Source organism: Paenibacillus sp. N22P23, assembly GCF_059383735.1.
Map to the genome: position 1 here is coordinate 1 of NZ_JBXENT010000016.1, position 24,269 is coordinate 24,269.

The 24,269-nt window shown below is 48.6% G+C and carries 24 protein-coding genes; 9 read left to right on the forward strand and 15 right to left on the reverse strand.

Features of this window, described 5'->3' with window-relative positions; translation table 11 throughout:
* From AC506A_RS29735 to queF, 3 genes are all read right to left on the reverse strand, one after another.
* The coding region (locus tag AC506A_RS29735) for an Ig-like domain-containing protein (protein WP_495464626.1) at positions 1–1,094 on the reverse strand (1,094 nt) is incomplete at its 3' end.
* Positions 1,095–1,304: 210 nt separating this feature from the next.
* Positions 1,305–2,510: an MFS transporter gene (locus tag AC506A_RS29740; RefSeq protein ID WP_495464627.1), complete on the reverse strand. Its 1,206-nt coding sequence runs from the start codon at positions 2,508–2,510 to the stop codon at positions 1,305–1,307.
* 21 nt (positions 2,511–2,531) lie between these two features.
* A complete protein-coding gene (gene queF / locus AC506A_RS29745; protein WP_495464628.1) occupies positions 2,532–3,035 on the reverse strand; it encodes a preQ(1) synthase in 504 nt (167 codons plus the stop codon).
* Between the two features lie 101 nt (positions 3,036–3,136).
* Here queF and AC506A_RS29750 point away from each other — a divergent pair, with 101 nt between their 5' ends.
* Positions 3,137–3,655 carry a DinB family protein gene (locus AC506A_RS29750; protein ID WP_495464629.1) on the forward strand — a complete coding sequence of 173 codons (519 nt, stop codon included), beginning with the start codon at positions 3,137–3,139 and terminating at the stop codon, positions 3,653–3,655.
* A 59-nt stretch (positions 3,656–3,714) separates the two neighbouring features.
* Here the strand turns inward: AC506A_RS29750 and deoC are convergent, their stop codons facing one another.
* From deoC to AC506A_RS29780, 6 genes are all read right to left on the reverse strand, one after another.
* The gene (gene deoC / locus AC506A_RS29755; protein ID WP_495464630.1) at positions 3,715–4,398 is read right to left on the reverse strand and encodes a deoxyribose-phosphate aldolase; all 684 of its coding nucleotides are present in this window, start codon (positions 4,396–4,398) and stop codon (positions 3,715–3,717) included.
* 24 nt (positions 4,399–4,422) lie between these two features.
* Positions 4,423–5,379 carry a DNA-binding transcriptional repressor DeoR gene (deoR, locus tag AC506A_RS29760; RefSeq protein WP_495464631.1) on the reverse strand — a complete coding sequence of 319 codons (957 nt, stop codon included), beginning with the start codon at positions 5,377–5,379 and terminating at the stop codon, positions 4,423–4,425.
* Between the two features lie 42 nt (positions 5,380–5,421).
* A complete protein-coding gene (locus AC506A_RS29765) occupies positions 5,422–6,378 on the reverse strand; it encodes an ABC transporter permease (RefSeq protein ID WP_495464632.1) in 957 nt (318 codons plus the stop codon).
* A gap of 3 nt (positions 6,379–6,381) precedes the next feature.
* Positions 6,382–7,458 (reverse strand): ABC transporter permease, encoded by a 1,077-nt coding sequence (locus AC506A_RS29770; protein ID WP_495464633.1) that lies wholly within the window; start codon positions 7,456–7,458, stop codon positions 6,382–6,384.
* On the reverse strand, positions 7,455–8,978 hold the full coding sequence (locus AC506A_RS29775; RefSeq protein WP_495464634.1) for an ABC transporter ATP-binding protein: 1,524 nt from the start codon (positions 8,976–8,978) through the stop codon (positions 7,455–7,457). Before AC506A_RS29775 ends, AC506A_RS29770 begins: the two co-directional genes overlap by 4 nt.
* Before the next feature lie 117 nt (positions 8,979–9,095).
* The gene (locus AC506A_RS29780) at positions 9,096–10,214 is read right to left on the reverse strand and encodes a BMP family lipoprotein (protein ID WP_495464635.1); all 1,119 of its coding nucleotides are present in this window, start codon (positions 10,212–10,214) and stop codon (positions 9,096–9,098) included.
* 500 nt (positions 10,215–10,714) lie between these two features.
* Here AC506A_RS29780 and AC506A_RS29785 point away from each other — a divergent pair, with 500 nt between their 5' ends.
* Entirely contained in the window at positions 10,715–11,977 is a 1,263-nt protein-coding gene (locus AC506A_RS29785) for an MFS transporter (protein WP_495464636.1), read from the forward strand.
* A gap of 37 nt (positions 11,978–12,014) precedes the next feature.
* Here the strand turns inward: AC506A_RS29785 and AC506A_RS29790 are convergent, their stop codons facing one another.
* The 3 genes from AC506A_RS29790 to AC506A_RS29800 form a co-directional block, all read right to left on the reverse strand.
* Positions 12,015–12,527 carry a MarR family transcriptional regulator gene (locus tag AC506A_RS29790; protein ID WP_495464637.1) on the reverse strand — a complete coding sequence of 171 codons (513 nt, stop codon included), beginning with the start codon at positions 12,525–12,527 and terminating at the stop codon, positions 12,015–12,017.
* 38 nt (positions 12,528–12,565) lie between these two features.
* On the reverse strand, positions 12,566–13,288 hold the full coding sequence (locus AC506A_RS29795) for a siderophore-interacting protein (RefSeq protein ID WP_495464638.1): 723 nt from the start codon (positions 13,286–13,288) through the stop codon (positions 12,566–12,568).
* A 130-nt stretch (positions 13,289–13,418) separates the two neighbouring features.
* Entirely contained in the window at positions 13,419–13,823 is a 405-nt protein-coding gene (locus AC506A_RS29800) for a CBS domain-containing protein (RefSeq protein ID WP_495464639.1), read from the reverse strand.
* A 258-nt stretch (positions 13,824–14,081) separates the two neighbouring features.
* Here AC506A_RS29800 and AC506A_RS29805 point away from each other — a divergent pair, with 258 nt between their 5' ends.
* Complete coding sequence (locus AC506A_RS29805) at positions 14,082–14,288, forward strand: hypothetical protein (protein ID WP_495464681.1); 207 nt, start codon at positions 14,082–14,084, stop codon at positions 14,286–14,288.
* 86 nt (positions 14,289–14,374) lie between these two features.
* Here the strand turns inward: AC506A_RS29805 and AC506A_RS29810 are convergent, their stop codons facing one another.
* The 3 genes from AC506A_RS29810 to AC506A_RS29820 are packed head-to-tail and all read right to left on the reverse strand — an operon-like array spanning position 14,375 to position 15,789.
* Positions 14,375–15,109 carry a DUF4386 domain-containing protein gene (locus AC506A_RS29810; RefSeq protein ID WP_495464640.1) on the reverse strand — a complete coding sequence of 245 codons (735 nt, stop codon included), beginning with the start codon at positions 15,107–15,109 and terminating at the stop codon, positions 14,375–14,377.
* Positions 15,110–15,126: 17 nt separating this feature from the next.
* Positions 15,127–15,339: a helix-turn-helix transcriptional regulator gene (locus AC506A_RS29815; protein WP_495464641.1), complete on the reverse strand. Its 213-nt coding sequence runs from the start codon at positions 15,337–15,339 to the stop codon at positions 15,127–15,129.
* Between the two features lie 3 nt (positions 15,340–15,342).
* Positions 15,343–15,789, reverse strand: a complete 447-nt coding sequence (locus tag AC506A_RS29820; RefSeq protein ID WP_495464642.1) for a hypothetical protein — start codon at positions 15,787–15,789, stop codon at positions 15,343–15,345.
* 225 nt (positions 15,790–16,014) lie between these two features.
* On the opposite strand from AC506A_RS29820, the gene AC506A_RS29825 reads away from it, so the two are divergent.
* From AC506A_RS29825 to AC506A_RS29850, 6 genes are all read left to right on the forward strand, one after another.
* Entirely contained in the window at positions 16,015–17,640 is a 1,626-nt protein-coding gene (locus AC506A_RS29825) for a response regulator transcription factor (RefSeq protein ID WP_495464643.1), read from the forward strand.
* A gap of 2 nt (positions 17,641–17,642) precedes the next feature.
* Positions 17,643–19,430, forward strand: coding sequence for a cache domain-containing sensor histidine kinase (locus AC506A_RS29830; protein ID WP_495464644.1), 1,788 nt, complete (start codon positions 17,643–17,645; stop codon positions 19,428–19,430).
* A gap of 12 nt (positions 19,431–19,442) precedes the next feature.
* Positions 19,443–20,429, forward strand: a complete 987-nt coding sequence (locus AC506A_RS29835; RefSeq protein WP_495464645.1) for a substrate-binding domain-containing protein — start codon at positions 19,443–19,445, stop codon at positions 20,427–20,429.
* Positions 20,430–20,456: 27 nt separating this feature from the next.
* Positions 20,457–21,734, forward strand: coding sequence for an extracellular solute-binding protein (locus AC506A_RS29840; RefSeq protein ID WP_495464646.1), 1,278 nt, complete (start codon positions 20,457–20,459; stop codon positions 21,732–21,734).
* 154 nt (positions 21,735–21,888) lie between these two features.
* Positions 21,889–23,271 (forward strand): ABC transporter substrate-binding protein, encoded by a 1,383-nt coding sequence (locus tag AC506A_RS29845; protein WP_495464647.1) that lies wholly within the window; start codon positions 21,889–21,891, stop codon positions 23,269–23,271.
* Positions 23,272–23,359: 88 nt separating this feature from the next.
* Positions 23,360–24,262 carry a carbohydrate ABC transporter permease gene (locus AC506A_RS29850; protein ID WP_495464648.1) on the forward strand — a complete coding sequence of 301 codons (903 nt, stop codon included), beginning with the start codon at positions 23,360–23,362 and terminating at the stop codon, positions 24,260–24,262.
* The last annotated feature ends 7 nt before the right edge of the window (positions 24,263–24,269 follow it).

Genomic DNA, 24,269 nt, shown 5'->3' on the forward strand with positions numbered 1-24,269 from the left:
CCATTGTAGTTCTCATCCGGCATGTACGTGAACTTGTTCTGCTCCGACGAACTTGCGATTAATTCACCATGCGCCGGACCCTTGCCTTCTACAATAATAGCCGTCAACTCACCGTCGTCTGCATCTGTCCCGCCGAGCTGAATGGATGTCGTAGTATCTTCATTTAGCTCCACCACACTGAGTTCATTCGCCACCGGCGCATGATTCTCCACCGGCGCAGCATTAACCGCCACACTAAACAGCTTCGTTGCACTCTCTTCACCATCGCTGCCATCCACGGTGACGATGAGAGACTGCGAGCTTGGATTCGTTGCATATAGAGCCAGCGTGCTTGTCTCGCTATCAAGGTGTGCATTTACAAAGGAACCGCTAGTAGGTGGGTTAACAAGCTCGAAGGAAAGTTCATCGCCATCCTCGTCACTGAACAAATCGTTTAACTGAATTTCGGTGAATGTCCCTGCTGTCATTTCGATCGATGTTGTTTCCGGGGAGACAAACGGCGCATGATTAGGCGTCGATACTGTACTTGAAACTGCAGCTTGCAGCAGTGTGCGGAAATCCTCGGTAGAATGGAAATCACCGGCATGGCTATTGTAATACTTGATGATATCCGCAATCCCCGCCCCGTCTTGATCGGGATCGAGCGCTGCGTTTGAGCCTACCTTCAATAGGAAGCGTTCATGAATGACCTTCGTCTGGTCCGACTTGCTTACGATAAGATCAACCATCGTTGTGCCGGTTTTCTTGAGGTTGATGTTCAAGCTGCTGGTGCCTGTTACCTTCACATCAGCTACGCTGCTATTCTGGATAACGACCACATAGTTCAGTGTATCGGCCTCTTCAAAAATCGTACGCAGATCCAGTTGGAAGTTGCTTCCCGCCGTCAACTTAGAAGCATACTCGTTGACGAGCGCGCTGTTGATGCTCTTGATGACGACCGGGTAATCGACCGGAACCGGAATAACATCCGTCTGTGCACTTGCCAATCCGGGAACCGCAAGGGCAACCGGAACGGCTAGCGCTGCTGCTGTACCGAACATCTTAGCTGCATTCTTCACGGACTTCAGCCGCTGCTTTCTCTGTTTCTTAGTCATGAACGAACAAATCCTTCCCCTGGCATATATGAAGAGTTGAATCTATCATCGCAATAGGCATTCTATACCATTTATACTACTGCTACTATACCACGTGAGCATTCGATAGAGAATGCGAAAGTGCCAAAATTTTGTCATTTTATGACGAAAAAACCGCTCACGAGGACTTTCGCCTCGCAAAGCGGTTTTCACTTCCAGCTATTCGGTGAATCAGGTTTGGTGGCTGGTCACGGCAGCAGGTTTCGGTTTGACTTTCAACTTAAACAACATGGCGGATACCAGCAGCAAACAGCCGTTAATGATGAAGATGTAATGAATCGGCATCATCCCGCCAAGCAAGCCTCCGATAATCGGTCCGGCCATCGTTGCCAGCTGCGAAGCGGATTGGTTCAGGCTGAACGCTCGGCCGCGGAAATCCGATTCCGTATTCTGTACGATCATCGCGTTAATCGAAGGATTAACGGCAGCGAAGAACAGACCGTAACCGAACCGCAGTACGCCAAACCCAATATAACCGGTAACGAAAATTTGCAGCAGATTGCCGATGCCACCGCCGATAAGCCCGATCAGCAGCACCTTCTCATACCCAATCTTTCGCCCCCATTTGCCCCACCTTGGCGCCATAATGACGGTCGCGATGCCGACTGCAGAGAAAATAATGCCGGAGCTGAGTGAAGCTCTATCGCTCGAAATCCCCATTTTCAACACGTACAGTGTAATTAACGGTTCCAAAATCATTACTGAGAACGTACTGATCGCAACAAGCGTAAGCATCATCGTAAACGGCCGGTTAGCAAGCGCATGCTTTAAATCGTCCAGCACATGCGACCTGGCTGCCTTGCGGTTGAAATTCTTCTCCTTCGCGAAGAAGGTTGCCACAAGGGCGGAAATAAGCACGATAGCACTGGAGAACAGGAAAGCCTCGCGGTTGCCGATATAATGGCTGACCAAACCGCCGGCGAGCGGTCCGAGAATGCTCCCCGTCGCTCCGGCTGTCGACATAATGCCAAGCGCATAGCCTGTCTTCTCTTCCGGCGTATTCGTTGCAACAAGAGCAATGGACGCAGGTACGAAGCCGGCAAGCAGTCCTTGAAAGATGCGGATAACGAGAAACCAATACGGATCATGGACAAAATAGTTCAATAGATAAAGTGCGGCGAGACTGAAACCTGACCGAATCAACATCGGCTTACGCCCATATTTATCGGCGAGTGAGCCCCAGAACGGCGATATCAGCGCGCTCGCCAGAAAGGTAATGCCAAAGGCAACGCCGGACCATACCTCTAGATGATGCTCTACACCAAGCTCGGTATTTAAGAAGATCGGCAGAAAAGGAATCGAGATGGAGTAGGCCATGCTGCAGAAGAAAACCCCGATCCACAGGACAACTAAGTTCCGTTCCCAAGAAAAATTCATTTGCAGCCACTTCCTGACTTTTTATCTGTTATCGACTTTCTCCGGATACAGATCGTGATTCATCAGACGGTATTGTGCCATTTCTTCAAATTTAGTACCGGGACGACCCCAGTTGCAGTAAGGATCGATCGAGATGCCGCCGCGCGGCGTGAACTTGCCCCACACCTCGATGTAACGCGGCTCCATGAGCGCGATGAGATCATTCATGATGATGTTCATGCAATCCTCATGGAAATCGCCATGGTTGCGGAAGCTGAACAAGTACAGCTTGAGCGACTTGCTCTCCACCATTTTCACATCGGGAATATACGAGATATAGATGGTGGCAAAATCGGGTTGTCCCGTAATCGGGCACAGACTTGTAAACTCCGGACAATTGAATTTCACGAAATAATCGCGTCCGATATGTTTGTTATCGAACGATTCCAGCACCTCTGGGCTGTAGTTGAACAGATAGGACGTTCCTTGATTGCCCAGCTGGGTAATGCCGCCGCTTTGCAGCTCGTCTTTCGATCTTCCTGACATTTTTACATACACTCCTTGTATTTACTTGGTTCGGGGGTTACTCTTGTTCTAGTAGCTTACACCTTATCGCAGGCTCAATTCAACCTAAGGGGATGATGCTCTTGTTAACCAGACCTTCAGCAGATGAATACGGATCACACTTCGGCACGTATATCGCAGTGACTCCGGACGGAGATTTGCTGCAGCACCTTGAGAGCAACCTCAGCCAAACGACAACACTGTTCTCCTCGCTAACCGAGGACCAAGCGGCGTATCGATACGCGCCTGGCAAGTGGAGCGTTAAAGAAGTACTCGGCCACATCGCAGATACGGAGCGCATCATGAGTTACCGGCTGCTTCGGATCGCACGCGGGGACCGCACGCCGCTTCCGGGCTTTGATGAGCATGAATTTGTGCAAGGCGCATCGTTTGACAACAGCACGATCGCCGATCTTCTCGCAGATTATGCAGCCGTTCGCGCCGCGACCGCTTCACTGCTTCGCAGCCTAACGCCGTCGTCCTTCCTGCGAAAGGGCATTGCAAGCAATACCGAAATATCCGCCAGAGCACTTGCGTACGTCATCGTCGGCCATGAGCTGCACCATCTGAATGTGATTCGAGAACGATATTTGAATAGCTAGAAAATAACCGAGAGAGGTGCATAATATGCACCTCTCTCGCTTTGTACTTCCACATGGAATTAGTAGCCTTCGTTCGTTCCGCCGCTGACGATCGTCACGCTCGCACTCGCGCCAATCCGTGTCGCACCTGCTTCAATGAGACTGCGAACGGCTGCCAGATCACGCACGCCGCCTGAAGCTTTAACGCCCATCTCCGGTCCTACTGTTTTACGCATGAGTGCGATATCCTGGACAGTCGCTCCGCCTGGACCGAAACCAGTTGAGGTTTTCACGAACCCCGCTCCGGCACGTTTGCAAATCTCAGAAGCCGTGACCTTCTCTTCATCCGTGAGCAAACCCACTTCGAGAATGACTTTGCTTGCAGCGCGTCCTTCGCAAGCTTCGACTACGCCACGCACATCGCGTTCCACTTCTTCGAGGCGTCCGGATTTCAGTGCGCCTACGTTAAGCACCATGTCGATTTCCGTTGCACCGTTCTCGATGGCGTCTTTCGTTTCTGCTATTTTGACGAGCGAGCTTGATGCACCCAGTGGGAAGCCAACTACTGTCGTGATGCCGACCCCTGAACCTGCAAGCTGTTTCGCTGCTTCCGATACCCAATATGGATTCACGCAAACGGTTGCGAACTTATACTGCTTCGCCTCTTCACAAAGCTTGGCAATTTGCGATGATGTCGCTTCCGGCTTCAACAACGTATGGTCAAAATAGGCTGCTAATGCTGCTCCTTGTAATTCGTTACCCATCCTATTTCCTACTCTCTGTCTATTTTAGTTAGTCCGTTCCAGCAGGTACTTGGCGGTGAATTGATCCGTTATGAGCACATTCGTATATCTCCCGCGCAGCGCGCCGTAGATGCCGTCGACCTTGCGGATTCCACCTGCTACCAGAATGGACTTTTCTTTCTTCTTCAGATCCTCGAGATCAATCCCAATCGTGCGCTGATTCAGCTCTTGAGAGCAGATCACACCGTCGAGGTTGAAGTAACGCGAGCAAATATCGCCCGCTCCTTTCTCGAAGATCATCCGAAGTTCGTTCTCGTTAAAATAATTCGCTTTAATCAAAACGGAATCTTCCGTTGGCGCACCCACCGTCACGATCGCGATGTTGGCCTTCTTGCCCAGCTCCAATATATTCTGTATGTGGCGATCCGTTTCAATCGTCTTCTTCACGACAGGGTGATCGACGATCGCAGGCAGAGGGATGAAGTACGGGTTCGTATGGAGCGCTTTACCGAACAAATTCACAATCTCATACGCATAGGTGTTCGTCTCGGAATGACTGACGCCTCCGTTAAGCTGCACAACCTTTACGTCTTTGACATGCTTATCCTGCAGGTTAAGCGCAACATCATAGAGGGTCGTTCCCCAAGTGATGCCTACGATATCGCCATCCTTGATGATTTTGTCCACGTACTTTGCCGCTGCCGGGCCTAAATACTTCTTGACCACGGCATCCTCATAATGCGGCACATTAACGATGATAACTTTCTTGAGCCCGAACTTTCGCTCGATTTGACATGCGAGAAGGTCGTTGTTCTCCAGCGGATCGACGATGCTGATAATCACATAGCCTTCTTCTTTAGCTTGTTGAATGAAGCGACTTACAGTCGGTCTGGATACGCCGAGCTGCTTGGCAATTTCCTGCTGGCTGTAGTCCAGTTGATAGTACATCCGGACTGCATCCAGCATTTTTCCCCTTTTATCATCTGAACGCTCTTCATGCACTGGCTCTCAACACTCCCCTGTCAATAGCTCACACTCTATTCATCAACGTTTGCCCGAATCGAATACCTCCCCAGCAGCCTTAGGTGCTTGTGATGTTTTGGAGAACAGAACCAGCGCGATCAATGTCACGACATATGGGAACACCTTAAGAATGATCGGCGGAAATGAAGCAAATGCCGGAATAACCTGCGATACGTTAGCCACTGTGCTCGCAAAGCCGAAGAACAGCGTTGCAGCCAGAATGCCAAGCGGACGCCATTGTCCGAAGATCAAGGCCGCGAGTGCCAAGAAACCGAGACCGGAAACCGTCCCCGTAAATTCACCGGCGATCGTAACCAGATGGATTGCGCCACCTAAACCTGCGAAAGCACCGGAGATTAGAACGCCGATATAGCGCATCTTTCTTACATTGACGCCGGCTGCCTCTGCTGCCTGCGGATATTCGCCGCAAGAGCGCAGTCGCAAGCCAAACGCCGTTTTCTTCAGAATTAACGAGCTGAGAATGACAACAAGCAGGATAATCCATGTTGTCCAATAGGTCTTCGTGAATAACAGCGGTCCAAGGACCGGAATATCGGATAGCCACCCTACATTGAAAGGCGGGAAACCTCCGGCAAGACGGATATTTCCGCTGCCTGTGATGTTACGGGAGAGGAACACCGTAAGCGCTCCGGCAATCATGTTAATCGCCGTACCGCTGATAACCTGATTCGCGCTTAGATGTATACTCGCGAAAGCATGCAGCAGCGAGAAGAGCGTCCCTGCAACGATCGCCACCAGAAGTCCGACCCAGATGGATGCAATCTCATGACCTGGCCAAGCCGTCTGCAGCTTATACATCGTGAAGGCCGCTGCGAAGGAGCCGATCACCATGAGCCCTTCCAAGCCGATATTCACGACGCCGCTTCGTTCGCTGAACAATCCGCCAAGCGCGGTAATGAGCAGCGGAATCGTAAACATGATCGCATACGGGAATATTTGTTGAATCGTGATCCACATACGCTACACCTTCTCCTTTCCGCTAACCGCTGCGTTTGCAGCTGCCTCTTTACGCTTGGACATAAACCGCGTAATCAACTTGTCCATCAGTACGCTCGTTGCAGCGAAGTAGATAATGATCGCGATAATTGAATCCGCAATTTCCGGCGGGATTTCCGTCATCGCATTCATGAAGCCGCGGCCGGAGTACAGCAGGCCGAAGAATAGCGCGGATAACAATACGCCGATCGGAGAGTTGGCACCAAGCAGGGCGACCGCGATTCCATCATAGCCCTGTGTCGGCAATACGCCGATCTGAATGTTATTACCGTTACCTGCATATTGCGCCAAACCGCCGAGACCTGCGAGTGCGCCGGAAATCAGCATGGAGGTGATGATGCTGCGATTCACGCCGATACCCGCATATTCAGCGGAATGCCGGTTGTAGCCAACCGCTTTGAGCTCGTAGCCGAGCGTTGTTTTGTTAATGATGAACGCGATAATAATCACGACAATTACGGCCAGAAACAGACCGAGATTCACATAAGAGCCGTCGAACATATCCGTGAGGAACGGCGCTCGGAGCGTAGCTTTAGCGGCTAACGTTCTAGATTCCGTTTCGATTTGCTCTGCCTTCAAATAAGCAGGTACCGCGTAGTAGATCGTCCAATAAGCAACCCAGTTCATCATGATGGTCGATACGACCTCATGCACATTGAATCGCGCTTTGAGCAGACCGGGAATGAAGGCCCAAACCGCGCCTCCCGCTATAGCTGCAATCATCATAAGCAGCAGCAGCAGCGGTCTAGACGTATCGATGTTGAGGCCGACCACCGATGCGCAGAAGCCGCCGAACAACATTTGCCCCGCTGCACCGATATTAAATAAGCCCGTACGGAACGCGAAAGCGACCGATAATCCTGTGAAGATGAGCGGCGTCCCGGTTGCCAGCGTATCGCCGAAGCGCGACGTATTTTTGAGGCCGCCCTCAAAGAGGTATCTGTAGCCCTCGATAGGCTGATGACCTGTTGCGGCCATCAATATTGCACCCCCGATTAAGCCGAACAGTACAGCACATAGGGATATAATGACATTCCTCATTGGTCTCCCCCATTTCCGACTCCGGCCATCATAAGGCCGATATCGTTCTCATTTGTTTCGGACGCATTGACGACGCCGATCAATTCTCCGTTATTGAGTACCGCGATGCGGTCTGACACGTTAAGCACCTCGTCAAGCTCCAGCGAGATGAGCAGCACGGCCTTACCTCTGTTCCGATGCTCGATCAGTCGCTTGTGAATATATTCGATTGAACCCACATCAAGGCCGCGTGTAGGCTGAACCGCAATCAACAGACCCGGATCGAGTTCAATCTCACGCCCGATGATCGCCTTTTGTTGGTTGCCTCCGGATAACGAACGCGACATGGAAAGCGGACCTCTGCCTGAACGCACATCGAAGCTCTCCAGAATGCCGCTTGCATATTTGCGAATCGCAGCCTTGTTCAGGATGCCCCGCTTGGAGAACGGTTTGCGGTTGTAAATCTGCAAAATCATATTCTCTTCAAGCGTGTAGTCCAGCACCAGCCCCCGTTTCTGACGGTCTTCCGGGATATGCGCGATGCCCTTATGTATCCGGCCTCGGATCGATTCGCGTGTAATGTCGTGACCGTCCAGCTCGATACGTCCGCTTTCGACTTTGCGCAGACCTGTAATCGCTTCCACTAGCTCCGTTTGTCCGTTGCCCTCTACGCCGGCAATACCGACGATTTCGCCTGCCCGAACATCCAGCGAGAAGTTTTTGAGCCCGGGTACGTTTTTATTATTATTCACGGTGAGCCCATCCAGCTTCAGGATCACTTCGCCTGGCCGACTACCTTCTTTTTCAACTTTAAACGAAACATTGCGTCCAACCATCATTTCAGCCATCTTGAGCTCGCTTGTCGTCGCGACGTCAACCGTACCGATTGTTTTGCCGCGGCGGATGACCGTACACCGATTAGCTACCGCTTTAATTTCCTTCAGCTTATGCGTGATCAGAATGATCGACTTGCCCTCAGCGATCAAGCTCAGCATGATTTTGCCCAATTCTTCAATTTCCTGCGGCGTCAGTACAGCTGACGGCTCATCAAGAATAAGCACTTCCGCATCCCGGTACAGCATCTTCAATATTTCCACACGCTGCTGCATGCCAACAGAAATATCCTCAATCTTCGCATGAGGATCTACATTTAAGCCATAACGCTTCGAGAGCTCCTCAATACGGCGGGCTGCTCCATTGATATTTAGCACGAGACCTTTTTTAAGTTCATTGCCAAGAATGATATTTTCGGTAACGGTAAAATTGCTGACCAGCTTAAAATGCTGATGAACCATGCCGATGCCAAGCTTGTTTGCTACATTCGGATTTGCGATCTTGACCTGTTCGCCATTGATCTTGATGCTGCCGCGGTCCGGCTGATACATCCCGAACAGGATGCTCATAAGCGTCGACTTCCCTGCCCCGTTCTCTCCGAGCAAAGCGTGAATCTCGCCCTTGCGCAGCTGGAGCGTAATATCGTCGTTAGCTACGACTCCCGGAAACTCCTTGCGAATGTTTAACATTTCCACTACAAATTCCATACGATAGGCTCCTTTACCTAATTGATCGTAAGGGTAAAGCTGATTATTTCTATTAATGGTAAAAAGAGACGGAGCGTCCCGTCTCTTCTCGTAATTAAAGTGTATTGCGAAAGGCTCTTACTTAATAAGGTCGCCTTTTTCAGCTGCAACTTTGATATCGCCGCTTTTCAGCTTAGCTGTAACGTCAGCGACTTTCGTCAATGTATCTTCGCTAAGGTTCGGGTTCTCTGCAGGCAAGCCTACGCCATCGTTCTTGATGTCGAACGTCAACGTTTTGCCGCCTGGGAATGTACCCTCTTGCTCAGCTTTCATCATGTCAAAGGATGCGGAGTCCACTTTCTTCATAGCGGAAGTGATGATGATGGATTTGTCGCCATCGTACACGCCGTCTTTGAATTGGTCGCCGTCTACGCCAACGATCCATACTTCTTTACCTGCTTTAGCGCGAGTCTTAGCTTCGTTGATTGCACCAACGCCTACGCCGCCTGCTGCAGTGAAGATTACTTTAACGCCGCGATCGTACATTTGAGCTGCCAATTGGCCGCCTGCCGCTACGTTGTCGAAGCTGCCTTGGTAAACTACGTTTTCCGCTTTAAGCGAAATTTTAGTACCCAGGTTGTCATTTGCGTATTTCACGCCTTGCTGGAAGCCCCAGTTGAACTTCTGAACAGCCGGAATTTCCATGCCGCCGATGAAGCCTGCTTCGCCTTCTTTCAATTGAACCGCAGTTGCTACGCCAGCGATGAAGCCGGACTCATGCTCTGCGAAGAAGATCGATACAGTGTTTTCTTTCACAACTGGTGTGAAGTCTTCAGCTGTATGAGGAGCGCCGTCAATCAGAACGAATTTTGCGTCTTTATATTTATCTTGTGCCGCAAAGATCGCTGTTTCGAATTTAAAACCCGGTGCAACGATAACTTTGAAGCCGGCGTCATATAGGTTGCCGATTTCCTTCAGGTAGTCAGCTTCTGTTGTACCAGCAGGTTTAAGGTATTTCGTTTCTACGCCAAGATCTTTCGTTGCGCGCTGCAAGCCTTCCCAAGTGCCTTGGTTAAACGATTTGTCATCAATCGTACCGGAGTCCGTAACCATACCCGCTTTAAAGGAAGCTTTGGTGCCTTCGTTTGTACCTGCATTCTCACCTGCATTGTTGGTGTTGTTGTTCTTGCTTCCGCAACCTACGACCATTGCAAATGCCAGCATACAAATCACGATTGTTACTAAACTTTTCTTCATGGTATTCTACTCCTCATTTCCATTATTTAGTTTACTGCTAACCCCAGTCTGAACATTTGTAAAAAACCTATTTTAGCATTTGTTTGACCTGTATCAAATATACGGTGATTTGGGCTTTTTGTAAACTAGTTTTGCGGATTAAATCCTTTGTTTCTACCTTGTTGTGTGATGTTTTCTCACACTTAAGTCACATCTCATTCTATTCACGTATAGCATTCCCAAAACCATTAAATTCTTCCATAATATTTAACTCGAAAAGCGATTTTCCACCAGGATCTGTAAGGAGATCCTATTTTCATACTCGTTCAGTCGCAAATGACAGGGAGAGAAACCATGATTAGCCGATATCTTCGCCTTCGTTTCGACAAATTAGAAGAAAATACCACTTTTTCTTTATTAGTTTAACGCGTTTATGTGACGTTGTCCATGTAACATTATCTTGTTCGTTTATTCATTTACCGTTACACTTTAACCTATCATCCTCAGGAGGTTCTACCCGCATGAGATCTGCAAAATCCTTATTGTTCGTTTACATTTTGAATCAATCGCTGCATTGGTTTATTATCGGCTTGATTCTGCCGGTCTCCAGCTTGTTCATGTTAGATAAGGGACTAAATCTGCAGGAGATCGGACTCATCTTCGCAGTGTCTTCGGCGGCAGTGCTGCTGCTCGAATTGCCAACCGGCGGATTATCGGATGCACTGGGCCGCAAACGTGTGTACCTCATCTCCTTGCTCTTCATGTTAGGTGCAGTGGTCCTCGTCATGGTTTCATGGAACCTCATTACGCTCATGCTTGGCTACGTGTTGTTCGGTGCAGCAAGAGCACTCTCCTCAGGCTCCATCGATGCCTGGTTCGTCGATGAACACAACCGGCTTGAGCCCGAAGGCGATTTAAGCAGCAAACTCGCGAAAGCAGGCATCTTCATCCCGCTGGCAATGGGAATCAGCGCTCTTGCCGGGGGCTGGCTGCCTGATCTGCTCGGTCCCCTTACTTCGGATTTCGGCGCAGGCATCTACTCGATTAATTTCATTGCCATGGCCGTCATGATCTTGCTTCAGTTCCTCCTCACTTCCAAGCTAGTGGTGGAGAAGGTTCATGAGAGCAGATCTGCGAATATGATGAGTGGTTTCCGCCAGCTGCCTCAGCTGCTCTCTGATTCTGTGCAATACGGATTCAAGCAGATTGCCGTACTTCTTCTATTATTAACATCATTCGCTTGGGGTTTCGCATTCTCCGGCCTCGAAACCTACTGGCAGCCTCAAGTGAAGAATATGCTCGGCCCTGACTCCGCCAATTGGCAGTTCGGGCTGCTGACTGCCGGCTATTTCCTATCTGCATCCGCAGGCAGCCTGCTCTTCACGCCGCTGTCCAAGCTGCTGCGAGTACCTGTAACGGTACTGCTATTCGGATCACGCTCAGCGCTCGGCATCCTGTTCCTCATCCTTGCAGCGCAGCATGGCGTAGCAGGCTTCACTGTCTTCTACTTTATTTTGTTCATGAGCAATGGCATCGCAAGCTCACCGGATACCGCTTTGTTTAATCAGCAGCTAAACGAAAACAACCGTTCCACGATGCAGTCGCTCAATTCGCTATTTCTGCAATTGGGCGGCATGATCGGCTCCTTCATCCACGGTTTCATCGCGCAATACGCCTCGATTTCCATCACCTGGTGCGTGGCAGGCGGCGTGCTGATTGCCTCAGCCTTCCTGTATCTCAATGTCCGCGAGAACGCGAAAGAACCTATCCGAGCAGTCGGATAGGTTCTTTTTTCTTACAATGCCTGGTCAGAGCAGTCTGCTATTTCGTTATCATTTTATCCATTTGTACCACGGCTTTATCCATTTCCAGCGATAAGTCAGCGAGCAAGACGCCGAGAAATTGCAATTCCTGTTCGGAATATTTCTGAACAAATTGGTTAAATTGCCGTTCGACGATCTCATGATAGTGATTATGCGCGAGAAATACTTTCTTTCCTTCAGCCGTCAATTGATAAAACACTTCTTTCAGATTCCCACTAGCAGTAACTTTCTCGATCCAGCCTCTGGTCTGCAATTTGACGCTGATCTTGGTAATAGCCCCTTTAGTCATGCCCATCTTATCCGCAAGCCCGGTAACATTCATGGATTCATGAAGACCAATTTGCTCAACCAGATGAACTTCTGACAATGTCAGATCACGTGTAACGTTGGAAATCCCCCATTGCTTGGCAAAAGGCAGAACCAGCCTTTTCTCCTTCTTCTCAAACGCTTCATACTGATGAAACAACTGCTGCACCTTGCTAAATAATAGCTTCTTCACCTGATCGTTCATAGAAATGGACGGCCTCCAATGATGTCACGCCACAGCGATTATTCGAGTCCGGTTTTGCCGGGCATCCAAAATGGCTTTACTTTAATTTGCCCACGATCCCATTGTAACGTTTTCTTGAAATAATTGTGAAGCTCTGCGCATACTCGGCCATCACCGCCTACATACACCATTCCTCTTCCTCGCTGCTGCCGCGTGATGTGTTCGATTTGTTCGATCAACGCTTGTACAGGATTTGGAGGCAAGGTATGGAAGGAAAGTTTCGATACGCCATCCAGGTCTGGGAAGAACGATTGTTCATTCTCGGCGTACACGATACTGAACACTTTCTTAGATGCAGGGATATGTCGGTTAAGCTCATATAGATGGGCCAGTGCCGATATATCGCCAATCAGGATGTAATAATTCCCGGAATCATCCGACACAAATTCCCCCTTTGGCCCTGCAAAATGAACCGGATCGCCGACCTTTACCCGCTTGGCCCAACGTGCACCTGCACCTGATGAGAACGTACATACAGCGATGTCTACCAACCGGTTGTGAGCATCATAATTCCAGACGGAATAGGTCCTGATCATCTCCGATAATTTGAGCGGTTGACCTTCCCCTACGAATATTCGCAGAAATTCCCCCGGTGTATAGGGCATGTTTTCTGAATCCTGCAGCTCCATTGAAATGCGAAACGTATGATCGGCAATTTGTTGTTTACTCACAACGACCGCCTTACGCGACATTTTCTTAACCAGACTTTCTACCAACCCCATGACTTCACAGCTCCCCTATATTTGTTTCCTAGGAAACAATGTAACATGACTCCGCTGCGCCTGTAATCCGTCTCGAGGATGAATGCAAAAAAGAACCTACCCGATTAGCTCGGATAGGTTCTTTTCATTCTTAGTCCGTAATATTGCGCGTGTAATACTCAATAATATCTTTACGCCTTATGATGCCGAGGAAGATGCGATCATCATCTACTACCGGTACAAAATTCTGATCAGCTGCGAGGGTTAGCATATCATCCATGAGTGCTCCAATGGCGACGCACTCGTTATAAATTCTTTTCTTGATGCTGATCACCGGAATTTCGTGCATATTGTCAAAGGTTAATCCCGCCGTTGCCTTTAGCTTCCACAGGATGTCCCCTTCAGATAGAGTGCCGATATATTTGCCTTCCTCATCAATAATTGGAATTGCTGAATAATGGCAGGCTTCCAGCTTCTCAATGGCATCTTTCATGGTGGCTGATGTCGTCAGGTAAGACACTTTTTCTTTCGGCAGCAGAAAGAATCCAATTTCCATTACATTCGCTCCTCCTCTGGTTGCGGGTACTAGAGTGTTTTAACCGTGAATCCGCGCGTTTGAATCAACTATTCGCAAACCAATATTTGCATTAACCGTGTGCTGGGCAGCGGCGGAGGGCATCTGCCATGGCCGGGCATAAACTAAATGCGATAAACGTTTCCGCATGCTCAAGCTTGCCAATATATGAAGGAGTGATTCCTTATGTTCATGCAAAGCCCGGGCCAGATGCAAACTCCCGGTCAGGCACAGATTAACATGTCGATCCAGCAGAAAGCAATGTATCTTACTGGGCGTCCAGTCGGAATCTCCCTGCGAAACGGTCAAGGCGTATCCGGTGTCATCTGCGGCATTCAAGGCGGAGAAGTGTATGTCATGCAATATTTGTACGCTACTCAGTTCGCTACATTCCATTATCCGTTTAATCAGATCAACGATATTTTGCCGTATCCGGCTTGTAGGTAGAGGAAGAGGTTGGCAAATGGTTATTGTGCAGTTCGAGGAGTAACTTCGCAACAACCATTTGCTATGTCTCTGTTTGACCTTTTCAGTTACATCTGTGCAGGAATCGTTGTCACTCTCTTGTTGTTTGCAGACAGGGAAGCAAGTGCATCGTCATTGAAACCTTTAACGAGGAGCCACACCGCGAGGATCATTTCATTAGCTGCTATCGGCAGCGCCAGAATACCACCCCAGAACGAAACTTGTTCAATGACACCGAACATGACCAGCAAGGCACAAGTAAAAACTAGAATTGCCCCTGTCATGCCTAAGAGAGGTATAAATCTCGGTACGAGCCTCGACTTATAAAAAATATAACTGTACATCATTGTGTTAATACCCAGCATGAAAAGTGGCCCAAGCAGAAAGGTCCAGTCATGTATGGCTGCTAATAGAGTGCCTGAAACTTGAAATGCAGCCGTATCCGTCGCTCCTGCTGTAACAAATTCCCGGCTTAACGTCACCAGGGACAATACGCTGATGACACCAATCGTGATCATAATCGCTTCAAGAAACCGAAAGCAAACATGCCACAGAGCGATCGTCTCATTATATTTTCTTATAATCGGAAACATTGTAGTTGCAGTACCAATCGCGGAAACAACAAGTATTAACTCCATCAGCGTTCCCAATATCACCTGGTTAGCGTGCTTAGAACCTTGAACCAGGTAATCAGGATTATTTAGAATCGGTTTATACAAAATAAAAGCAGCGATTATCGACGTAACCGCTGCAAGGATAAACAGTACTCCCACAATCTTGGCAGCTATTTTGGGTGAAATCATGTTTCCCATCTCCTTTGCTATTCCCCGTAAAAAAACACCTCTTCCAAAGGCAAGTTGAAGGCGTGTGCGATGCGAAAAGCAAGTTCCAAAGACGGAGAGTAATTACCCTTCTCCAGAGCCACTATAGTTTGCCTTGTTACGCCCACCTTGTCAGCCAACTGCTGCTGTGTCATTTCATCGTGCTTGAATCGCAATTTGCGGATGTGATTGCCGACAAGATGTTTACCCATCCCTTAAACTCCTCTCCGATAATGATAAAGTTTCGTAACGGAGCCGGTCACATCGGAGACGAATCCGCCGGCGATCAGGATCACAAACATTACCTGTGACGGCTGGTCCAGGACCAATGATCCCATGGCAAGAAGAAAACCGAGGATAAAAACAAAGAATGAAATCCGGTTTGCTTTCAAATCAATAAGCTTGTCGAGCTCATCGGCGAATGTCGGCTCCTTTTCTCTGGTCGTGATTCTAAAGACGATGTTAAAAATTATGCTAACCAGGATATGCGCGACAATTGAAACTACCATCAAGATGAGGACGAAGGAGCCCCAATAATGAAAGGTATCCTCAGCTTCCAATCCTCCTTCGGGGTACCGCCAAAACATGTACAAGCAATAGGATCCGAAAATGACGATGGTGCTGATCAAAGATACGATGCTCTTCTTCTCTTGATAAGTCATGGATTTGCCTCCTGTGTATGATCTTCACCACATCATGTAAGTTATTATATACATAATGTAATAAAAACCATTCATAATGTCAAGTTTATTATACATTTATGAGACTACCTCAGAAGCTTCATAACCTATCTTCAAATAATAAGTCTTTGTGTGCGGTCTATGAATAAGGCATAATTGAAATGATTATAGCGCTTATACTTACCGCAGTGGGCTGGGGGAACGCCGATGTACAAAGTAATTATCGTAGATGATGAAGCAGTTGTCCGGGTCGGATTGAAGAATACGATTAACTGGAATGAGCATGGCTTCGAATTGATAGGTGACTATGCCAACGGCCGCGAAGCTTGGGAAGCCGTCGAACTGCATAAACCGGACTTGGTCATCTCGGACATCAGCATGCCTTTCATGGATGGCCTTGAGTTGGCTGGATTAATATCTACTCAATTTCCTTATATTAAAATGATTATATTAACGGGCTTCGATGAATTCGAATATGCCCAGCAAGCGATCAGACTGAAGGTTTCCGATTTCATTCTGAAGCCGATTACGGCCAATGAAATTCGCTCCTTGCTCGATCGCGTCAAGAAGGAGATGGACGAGGAGACGAAACATCGCGAAGATCTCGGACGACTGCAAAGTCAGTTGAACCAGAGCCTTCCGCTGTTACGAGAGCGTTTCCTCGAACGCCTGGTTGCCGTAGGGCTCAATCATGCGGAAATCGCCGAACGTTTCTCCTATTTCGGTATTCCTGCGCCACCTCCCCTTCATGTTGTTCTGATCGTCGATATTGATGATTTTGGCGACCGAGAGCTTCACTCGTATGAGCATGATGTAGAGTTTCTGCGATTTGCCGCTTTTGATATATTCAAAGAAACGCTCGAACGCGAAGGCGTCATGCTCTTCCGTACGAGGGAGGAACGAATGGTTGCCATCGTATCCGGTCAAGAGGACGAAAGCCTGCTCTACGAGCAGGTCTATTCCCTAGCGGAGCAAGTCAGGCACCATATTGAGAAGTATTTGAAATTCACCGTAACCATCGGCATCGGACGTGCCTGCGCACATCTCGAACAACTGCCGGAATCCTACAAGAGCGCCCTTTCTGTTCTGGATTATCGCTTCTTGCTCGGTAAGAACCGGGTGCTTAGCATTCTGGATATGGAAGGCAAACCTTCCATTCCATTGCCGCCTCATCTCGATTGGGACCGCAAGCTGGCCTCAGCCGTCAAGAGGGGCGCTGCCTTGGAAGCTTTTCAACTTATTGAGAACGGTGTAGCCGAGTTAAAGTCATCGCTCGCTCCGATCGAAGCCTGTTTTCTGCAAATGCAGAAGGTTGTTCTGTCCTTGATGAACTCAATTCAGGAGCTCGTCGCTCATGATCCGGAAGCATCCTTCGACCGGCAGATGAGACTCATGGACGTCTATGGACTGAAGACATTAGATGAGGTTGAAATCTGGTTAAAGGATGTCGTACGTACAGTGATGTCTACGATCGCCGATAACCGCAGCCACTTGACGAACATGCAGATTCACCAGGCAGTGGAGTATATCGAGACGAACTACGCCAACGATAAAATGTCGCTGCAAGACATTTGCCGCCACGTCTTGATGAGTACAAGCTATTTCAGTCTTGTCTTCAAGCAGCATACAGGCGAAACGTACATTGAATTTTTGACCGGGGTACGCATTGCCCGGGCGAAGGAGCTTCTTCATACTACGACGATGAAGTTCTATGAAATTGCCGAACAGGTCGGTTATAAGGACCCGAATTATTTCAGCATTTTATTCAAGAAACATACGGGTATCACCCCGAAGGACTTCAGAGAGAAGCAGCTTAAGGAGAGCGGAAACTAACGATGCCAAGTGAACGCGCACGAAGAATACCCCTGTTCCCGTTAAAGAGCATTCAATCGAATATCTCCTTGGCTTTCTCTCTGCTCATTCTCGCAGCTATCGTGCTGACGAGCTTAGTCAGCTACCAGTTGTCAGTCAATGCCGTTGAACGAAACTCCAAGGGATATATTGAAGAAATCATTAAACAAGTGAACATGAATATTCAGTCCTACGTGGATAACATGGAGAACATTTCCCTGCTCGCCTTGACGAACAAGGACGTGAAATATTACATATCCGACAATACGTACATTAGCGCTGAGGATCGCCGGATCTACGAGAAGCGTATATCCGACCTCTTCCAAGCCATCTTGTACACCCGCCAAGACATCGCTTCGATCATGGTTTTTGGCTACAATGGCCGATTCGTATCCGATAGACGAATTACGAACTTGAATCCGAATATGAAGCTGGTGGATCAGAGCTGGTTCCAGATGGCCAAGAGCGAGGGCGGCAAATCCGTCATCTCCTCTCCGCATGTGCAGAACATTATTCAGAACGAATACCGCTGGGTCGTTTCCTTGAGCCGGGAGCTGAAAAGCACGGATGGCATTACGGCGGAAGGCGTCTTCCTGGTCGATCTTAATTTGAGCATCATTAACGATATTTGCAAAAATATCGACTTAGGCAAGAAGGGTTACCTCTTCATCGTGGACAATAACGGGAACATCGTCTATCACCCGCAGCAGCAGCTGATTGATAGTAAACTGCGGTCTGAGAGAATCGCCGATGTCATCAAGGCATCAAGCGGCAGCTCGTTCGTCGTGAACGACGGAGAAGGCAAACGGATTTATTCCGTGCAGGATACGAATTTCGGATGGAAAATCGCCGGCGTCGCATACACGGACGATCTCATTGCGAGCAAGGACGATTTAAGAAACTCGATCCTCCTCTACTCCTTATGCGGACTAGCTATCTCCCTGCTCATATCGGTTTGGCTCTCACACCGTTTATCGAAGCCGATCAAAGTCTTGCAATCCGATATGAAACAAGTAGAGAAAGGGAATTTCGATATTCAAACGGAAATCGGCCAAATGAACGAGATCGGGCAGCTCGGACGATCGTTTAACATGATGGTCAGTCGAACCAAGTCTCTCATGGAAGAGACGATCCTTAATCAAGAGAGCAAGAGGAAGAGCGAGCTGCTGCTGCTGCAATCGCAGATTAATCCCCATTTCTTATACAATACGCTGGATTCCATTGTATGGATGGCGGAGCAGAAACAGCATGAAGAGGTCGTTCTGATGACCTCGGCATTAGCAAAGCTGTTCCGAGCGAGCATCACGAAGGATCAGGAGCTTGTGCCGATTCGCGTGGAGATCGAACATATTACGAACTATCTGCTCATCCAGAAGATGCGCTACGAAGAGCTCGAATATGTCATCCACATGGATGACTCCATCCTAGGCTACAAAACCTTGAAGATCTTGCTTCAGCCATTAATCGAGAATGCGATTTATCACGGCATTCGCAGTAAATACGGCATTAATGACGGAATCATTACCATTCGCGGATGGCAGACGGATGATAAAATCGTGTTCGAGGTCGAGGATAACGGCTTCGGAATGACGCCGGAACAAGCCGAGCGTCTTCTAATCCCCATAGAGGGGGAAACCCGCAATCAAGGGATTGGGATAAGAAACGTCAACGAGCGAATCAAGCTGTATTTTGGCTTTGACTACGGAATCCAAATTCGCAGTGAAATTGAAGTCGGCACCTGCGTGTCGATTTCGATCCCGAAACTCGGTTAAAGGGAGAATGCTATGTTTAGGCAGCGAATTACGATAGGACTGGCACTCGTACTTTTCATTGCAGCCGTATATTCTATTTTCTACTACAAGCTGATTAGTGTAACGACCCATCACGAGAAGAGCATTACGGTCGTACTGAAGTCCTTAAATGTTCGTTCGGATTTCTGGCAGGCGGTCAGCGCAGGAGCGGAAGCAGCCGCTAAAGAGAACGGTCTCGCGCTTAACGTCCAAGGCCCGCTTCAAGAAGGCGATGTTGATGAGCAAATTCATGTTCTGGAAGAGGCCATCAAGGAAAAGCCGCAAGCGATCGTGGTGGCTCCTTATGTGGATGATCGCATGCCTGCCTTATTCGAACAAATCCGTGACGAGGGCATTCGATTAGTCGTGATCGATACGCCGCTTGAGATGAAATCAGCCCCCGTTGTCGTATCGAACAATCATGTAGAAGCTGGGCGTTTAGCGGGTGAAACGGCCGTGAACGAGACGAAGAGGAAACCTGTCGTTGCGATCATAGGCGATCATGCCGATGACACCATTTCTAAGGAGAGGCTGGAGGGTGTGAGGCATGCCCTTAAGCTCTTTAAGAACAGCATTATTGGGGTTTATTACGGTGAACAGTCCGAAGATAAAGCCTATGAAATTGCGAAGAAGCTGCTGGCCGAAGATCCATCGTTTAATACGTTCATTACGATGAACGAATCCGCGACCATTGGCGCAGCCAAATTGTTGAAGGAACAGAACAAAGCGGGTGCGATCAAACTTATCGGCTTCGACAGCTCCTTCTACGAAATCCAGCTGCTGGAGGAAGGCGTCCTGAACGCGGTCATCGTACAGAAACCGTTTAATATGGGGTATCTCGGCGTGAAAAAGGCATTAAGTCTAATCGAAGGCACGAATACGGCTCCCATTACGTACATCGAATCGAATGTGATCAATCGCAACAATATGTATTTGCCGGAGAATCAGAAGCTTCTGTTTCCATTTATAGAGAACAAATAGAACCTAGGAGAAGGGTGTGAGCCGCATATGACCGTCTTCTTCCGTCCAGCCCAGCATTGGAAGGCAACCTATTCAATAATCTTCCTATCCGTTATCCTGTCTTCCTGCATGTCATCAAACGAAGAAACCTCCCCTCCTCCCAAGGAGGAACGAGCGCTTATTCGGTTTGTTGCCGCGGAATACAGTACCGAGACGAAGCCATTCCTAGAGAAGCTCGTGAAAGATTTCGAAATCAAGAACCCTCTGATCGACGTCGAGCTTCAAGTCGCGAACTGGGACAATCTAGATGCCATCTATACGACGATGATCAGCAAAAACCAACCGCCCGATCTTCTAAATACGAATGTATACGCTCATTTCGCCCAGGATGGCATGCTCAATGATTTGGGTACGATTATTTCGAAGGAGCTTACTGATAGGCTCTACCCGAATTTAGTAGCGATGGATCAGATGAATGGCGTGCAATTCGCCTTGCCGTATGTGGCCTCGACACGGAATCTCTACTACAACAAGGAATTGCTCGAGAAGGCCGGTATTAAGGCTCCGCCTACCACTTGGTCTGAACTCGAGAAAGCGGCGCATCAAATCAAAGCAACCGGTGCAGCAGATGGTTTCGGCGTTGACTTGACCGACAATGAGACGCAAGCGTATCTATCCTATTTCTTCTACGGAGCCGGCGGCTCATGGACCAAGGATGGGAAATGGACGATCAACTCCCCTGCGAATGTCGCGGGATTGACGTTCCTGAAAGAGATGTTCGACAAAGGGTTAACCGACCCGGAGCCGACCGTTACGACTCGCGACGAGAAGCAGCGAATTCTAGGCGGGGGCGGACTTGCCATGCTCATCTCGGGCAACTACTTCACCTCTGTCGTGCCGAAAGAATTTCCCGCTCTGAAGTGGGACAAAGGCCCGATCCCCGTGAAAGACGGGCAGCCTCCGATCACTTTTGCCGTGCAGGACGTGCTTATCTCGTTTAAGACCGATCATACGAATAAAGATGCGTTGTCCAAGTTTCTGGATTTTCTATACGACGATTCGGCTTATGGCGATATGATCAAGCGCGAAGGCCTGCTTCCTGTCACAAGCACGGTAGGCAACCAATTGTCTATTCAAGACAATGTCATGAAAGGCAATCTCGATGCGCTCAGCAAAGCGATGTTTTATCCGGTGAAAGAACCCTCTTGGCAAGCTGTCCTGGACTATGCCCGCAAGATGGGAGATGCCGTGCTCTACGAACACCTCACTCCGAAGGATGCATTGGACAAGCTGCAGCAATTCGCCGAAACGAAGAGCGGTCGATAAAACACAAGTTAAGAAAAGAAGAAAATCAAGAATTCGTGGAAGATATTCGATAGAGACTTAAGCCCTCCCAACTTATGATGAGAACAAGCGCAGGCGTTCACTTGTGAACGACCAAAGGAAGCGTAAATCATCATAACTGGGAGGGTTTTCTTTAATGACTATGAACAAAAAAATCGCTGCAATCGGTCTTGCCGGCATTCTGGCTGCCGTATCACTAACAGGATGCGGTTCCAAGAATAACAACGAGGCTGCAGGCTCGACTTCCGAGAATACCCCGGCCGTAACCACAGAGAACGAAACAGCAACCAATACCACTAACACATCCACGGATACAACTGCAAAATTAACCGGCGACTTCGAGATTCAATACTTCGTTGGCGGATACGGCGACAAATGGTGGAAACAAGTTATCAGTGATTTCCAAGCCGCTAACCCGGATCTGAAAATCAAACAATCCGGCGGCCCGCAAATTAACGAGCAAATGAAACCGCGCTGGATCGGAGGCAACCCGCCTGATTTCGTATACATCGACGGCGCTGGCTTGAATGACCGCCAAATGGTTGAAGATGGCCAACTTGAAGATTTGACCGACTGGCTGAAAGATGCCAAGAACATTGACGGCGATCTGATCACTGACATTTTGGCACAGCCTGCACAGCAGTTCGACAGTAAAGTATTCAACATCCCGCTCGTTCTGAACTCATGGGGCGTGTTCTGGAATAAAGCCTTGTTCAAAGAAAAAGGTTGGGCTGAACCTACAGATTTCCAATCTTTCCTAGACACAAGCGACAAAATCAAAGCTTCCGGTATGACGCCATTTATTCACACAGGTAAATATCCGTACTACATCAACGGATCGATTCTGTATCCGGCGATCGTATCGGCTAACAACAATGACTTCACGATCCTGCAAGACATGGCAGCTAACAAAGTAGAAGCTTACGAAAGCCCTGCCGTACTTACGGCATTGAACAAAATCGTAGCGCTGCGCGACAAAGGTTTCATCGATCCGGCGTCGATTCAAATCAACCACACCGATTCGCAAATGCTCTTCTTGCAAAACAAGGATGCCTTTATCCCGAATGGCCTCTGGCTGCCTAACGAAATGTCCAAAGACATTCCGGATGGCTTCGACTTCGGATTCATCCCTTCCGTCACGCAAGATGCCGGCGGCAAAGTCGTAGCGAATACGTCGACAGCGACGGTAGCGATCGCTAAGGACGCGAAGAACAAAGATGCAGCGAAAGCATTCCTGCAATTCATCTTCTCTAAAGCGCAAGCTTCCCAGTGGGCAGAGCTTAGCGGTGCGCCTTCCAACATCAAAGGCGATATCAGCAGCTCCAACGCGCCGAACTTCGTTAAAGACGCAGCGAAATACCTAACGGATCCAAACACGGTTGTTATCCCGACAATCACTTATAACGCAGACGTTGATAAGGCGATGATGGATGCAACGGATGCCCTTACAATCAGCAAAATCACCCCTGAAGAGTGGGTCAAACGTGTAACCGACGCAGTTAAAAAGGTAAGTAAATAATAGGCCTTCAGAGGCTTAACGCGAAGGGTGATCGGGGCAGCCGCCTCGATCATTCTCTGCGAATTTACTCGGAGGGATGGCAGGCACTATGACTCATAGAACGGCTAAGTGGCAGCGTAATGTATTTATCGCAACCTTCATTATCCCTACTCTCTTGTTCTTTGGGGTATTTACAATTTATCCGGTTGCGCAGGGTTTATATTTCTCTTTCTTCGACTGGTCCGGTATGTCGCAGCATAAAACCTTTATCGGGCTCGATAATTTCAAGGAATTATTTCATGATCCCATTGTTTGGAGAGCGATTGGCAACGATTATTTTCTGGTAGTGGGCAAGGTTATCGGCATTATGACGATCGCTACCTTCTTTGCTGTAGCGCTCACCCGGTTTGGCTTTAGGCTGTCTGGGTTTTTCCGTTCGATTTTCTTCATTCCGAATGTTATTTCCGTCGTCGTCATCGGCGTATTGTGGAACTTCATATATAATCCGCAAATCGGTTTCTTGAATGCGTTTCTGTCGTTATTCACGAAAGAACAGGTCACGATCACATGGCTTGGATTTACGAATCACACGATTTGGATGCTGCTGCCTCCGGCGATTTGGGCCGGTATCGGATTCTATATGATTCTCCTCATCGCCGCGATCCAGAGCATTCCGGCCTCCTATTATGAAGCTGCCAATATAGAAGGTGCGGGACAATGGGGGCAGTTTCGCAACATTACCCTTCCGCTCGTCTGGGAGCAAATTAAGGTTTCGACGCTCAATATCATGATGACGACACTTAACGGCTCGTTCGTTATTGTGTGGATTATGACCGAGGGCGGACCGGATAACAGTACGCAGGTAATGGGCTCTTATTTATACCAAATGGCATTCCGCCAATATCATTTCGGCTACGGTGCTTCGATAGGATTTATCATCTTGATCTTGTCGTTAATTACGACAATCGTACTTCAGCGGTTAATGCGTCACGAAACCGTCGAGATGAGTTAAGGAGGAC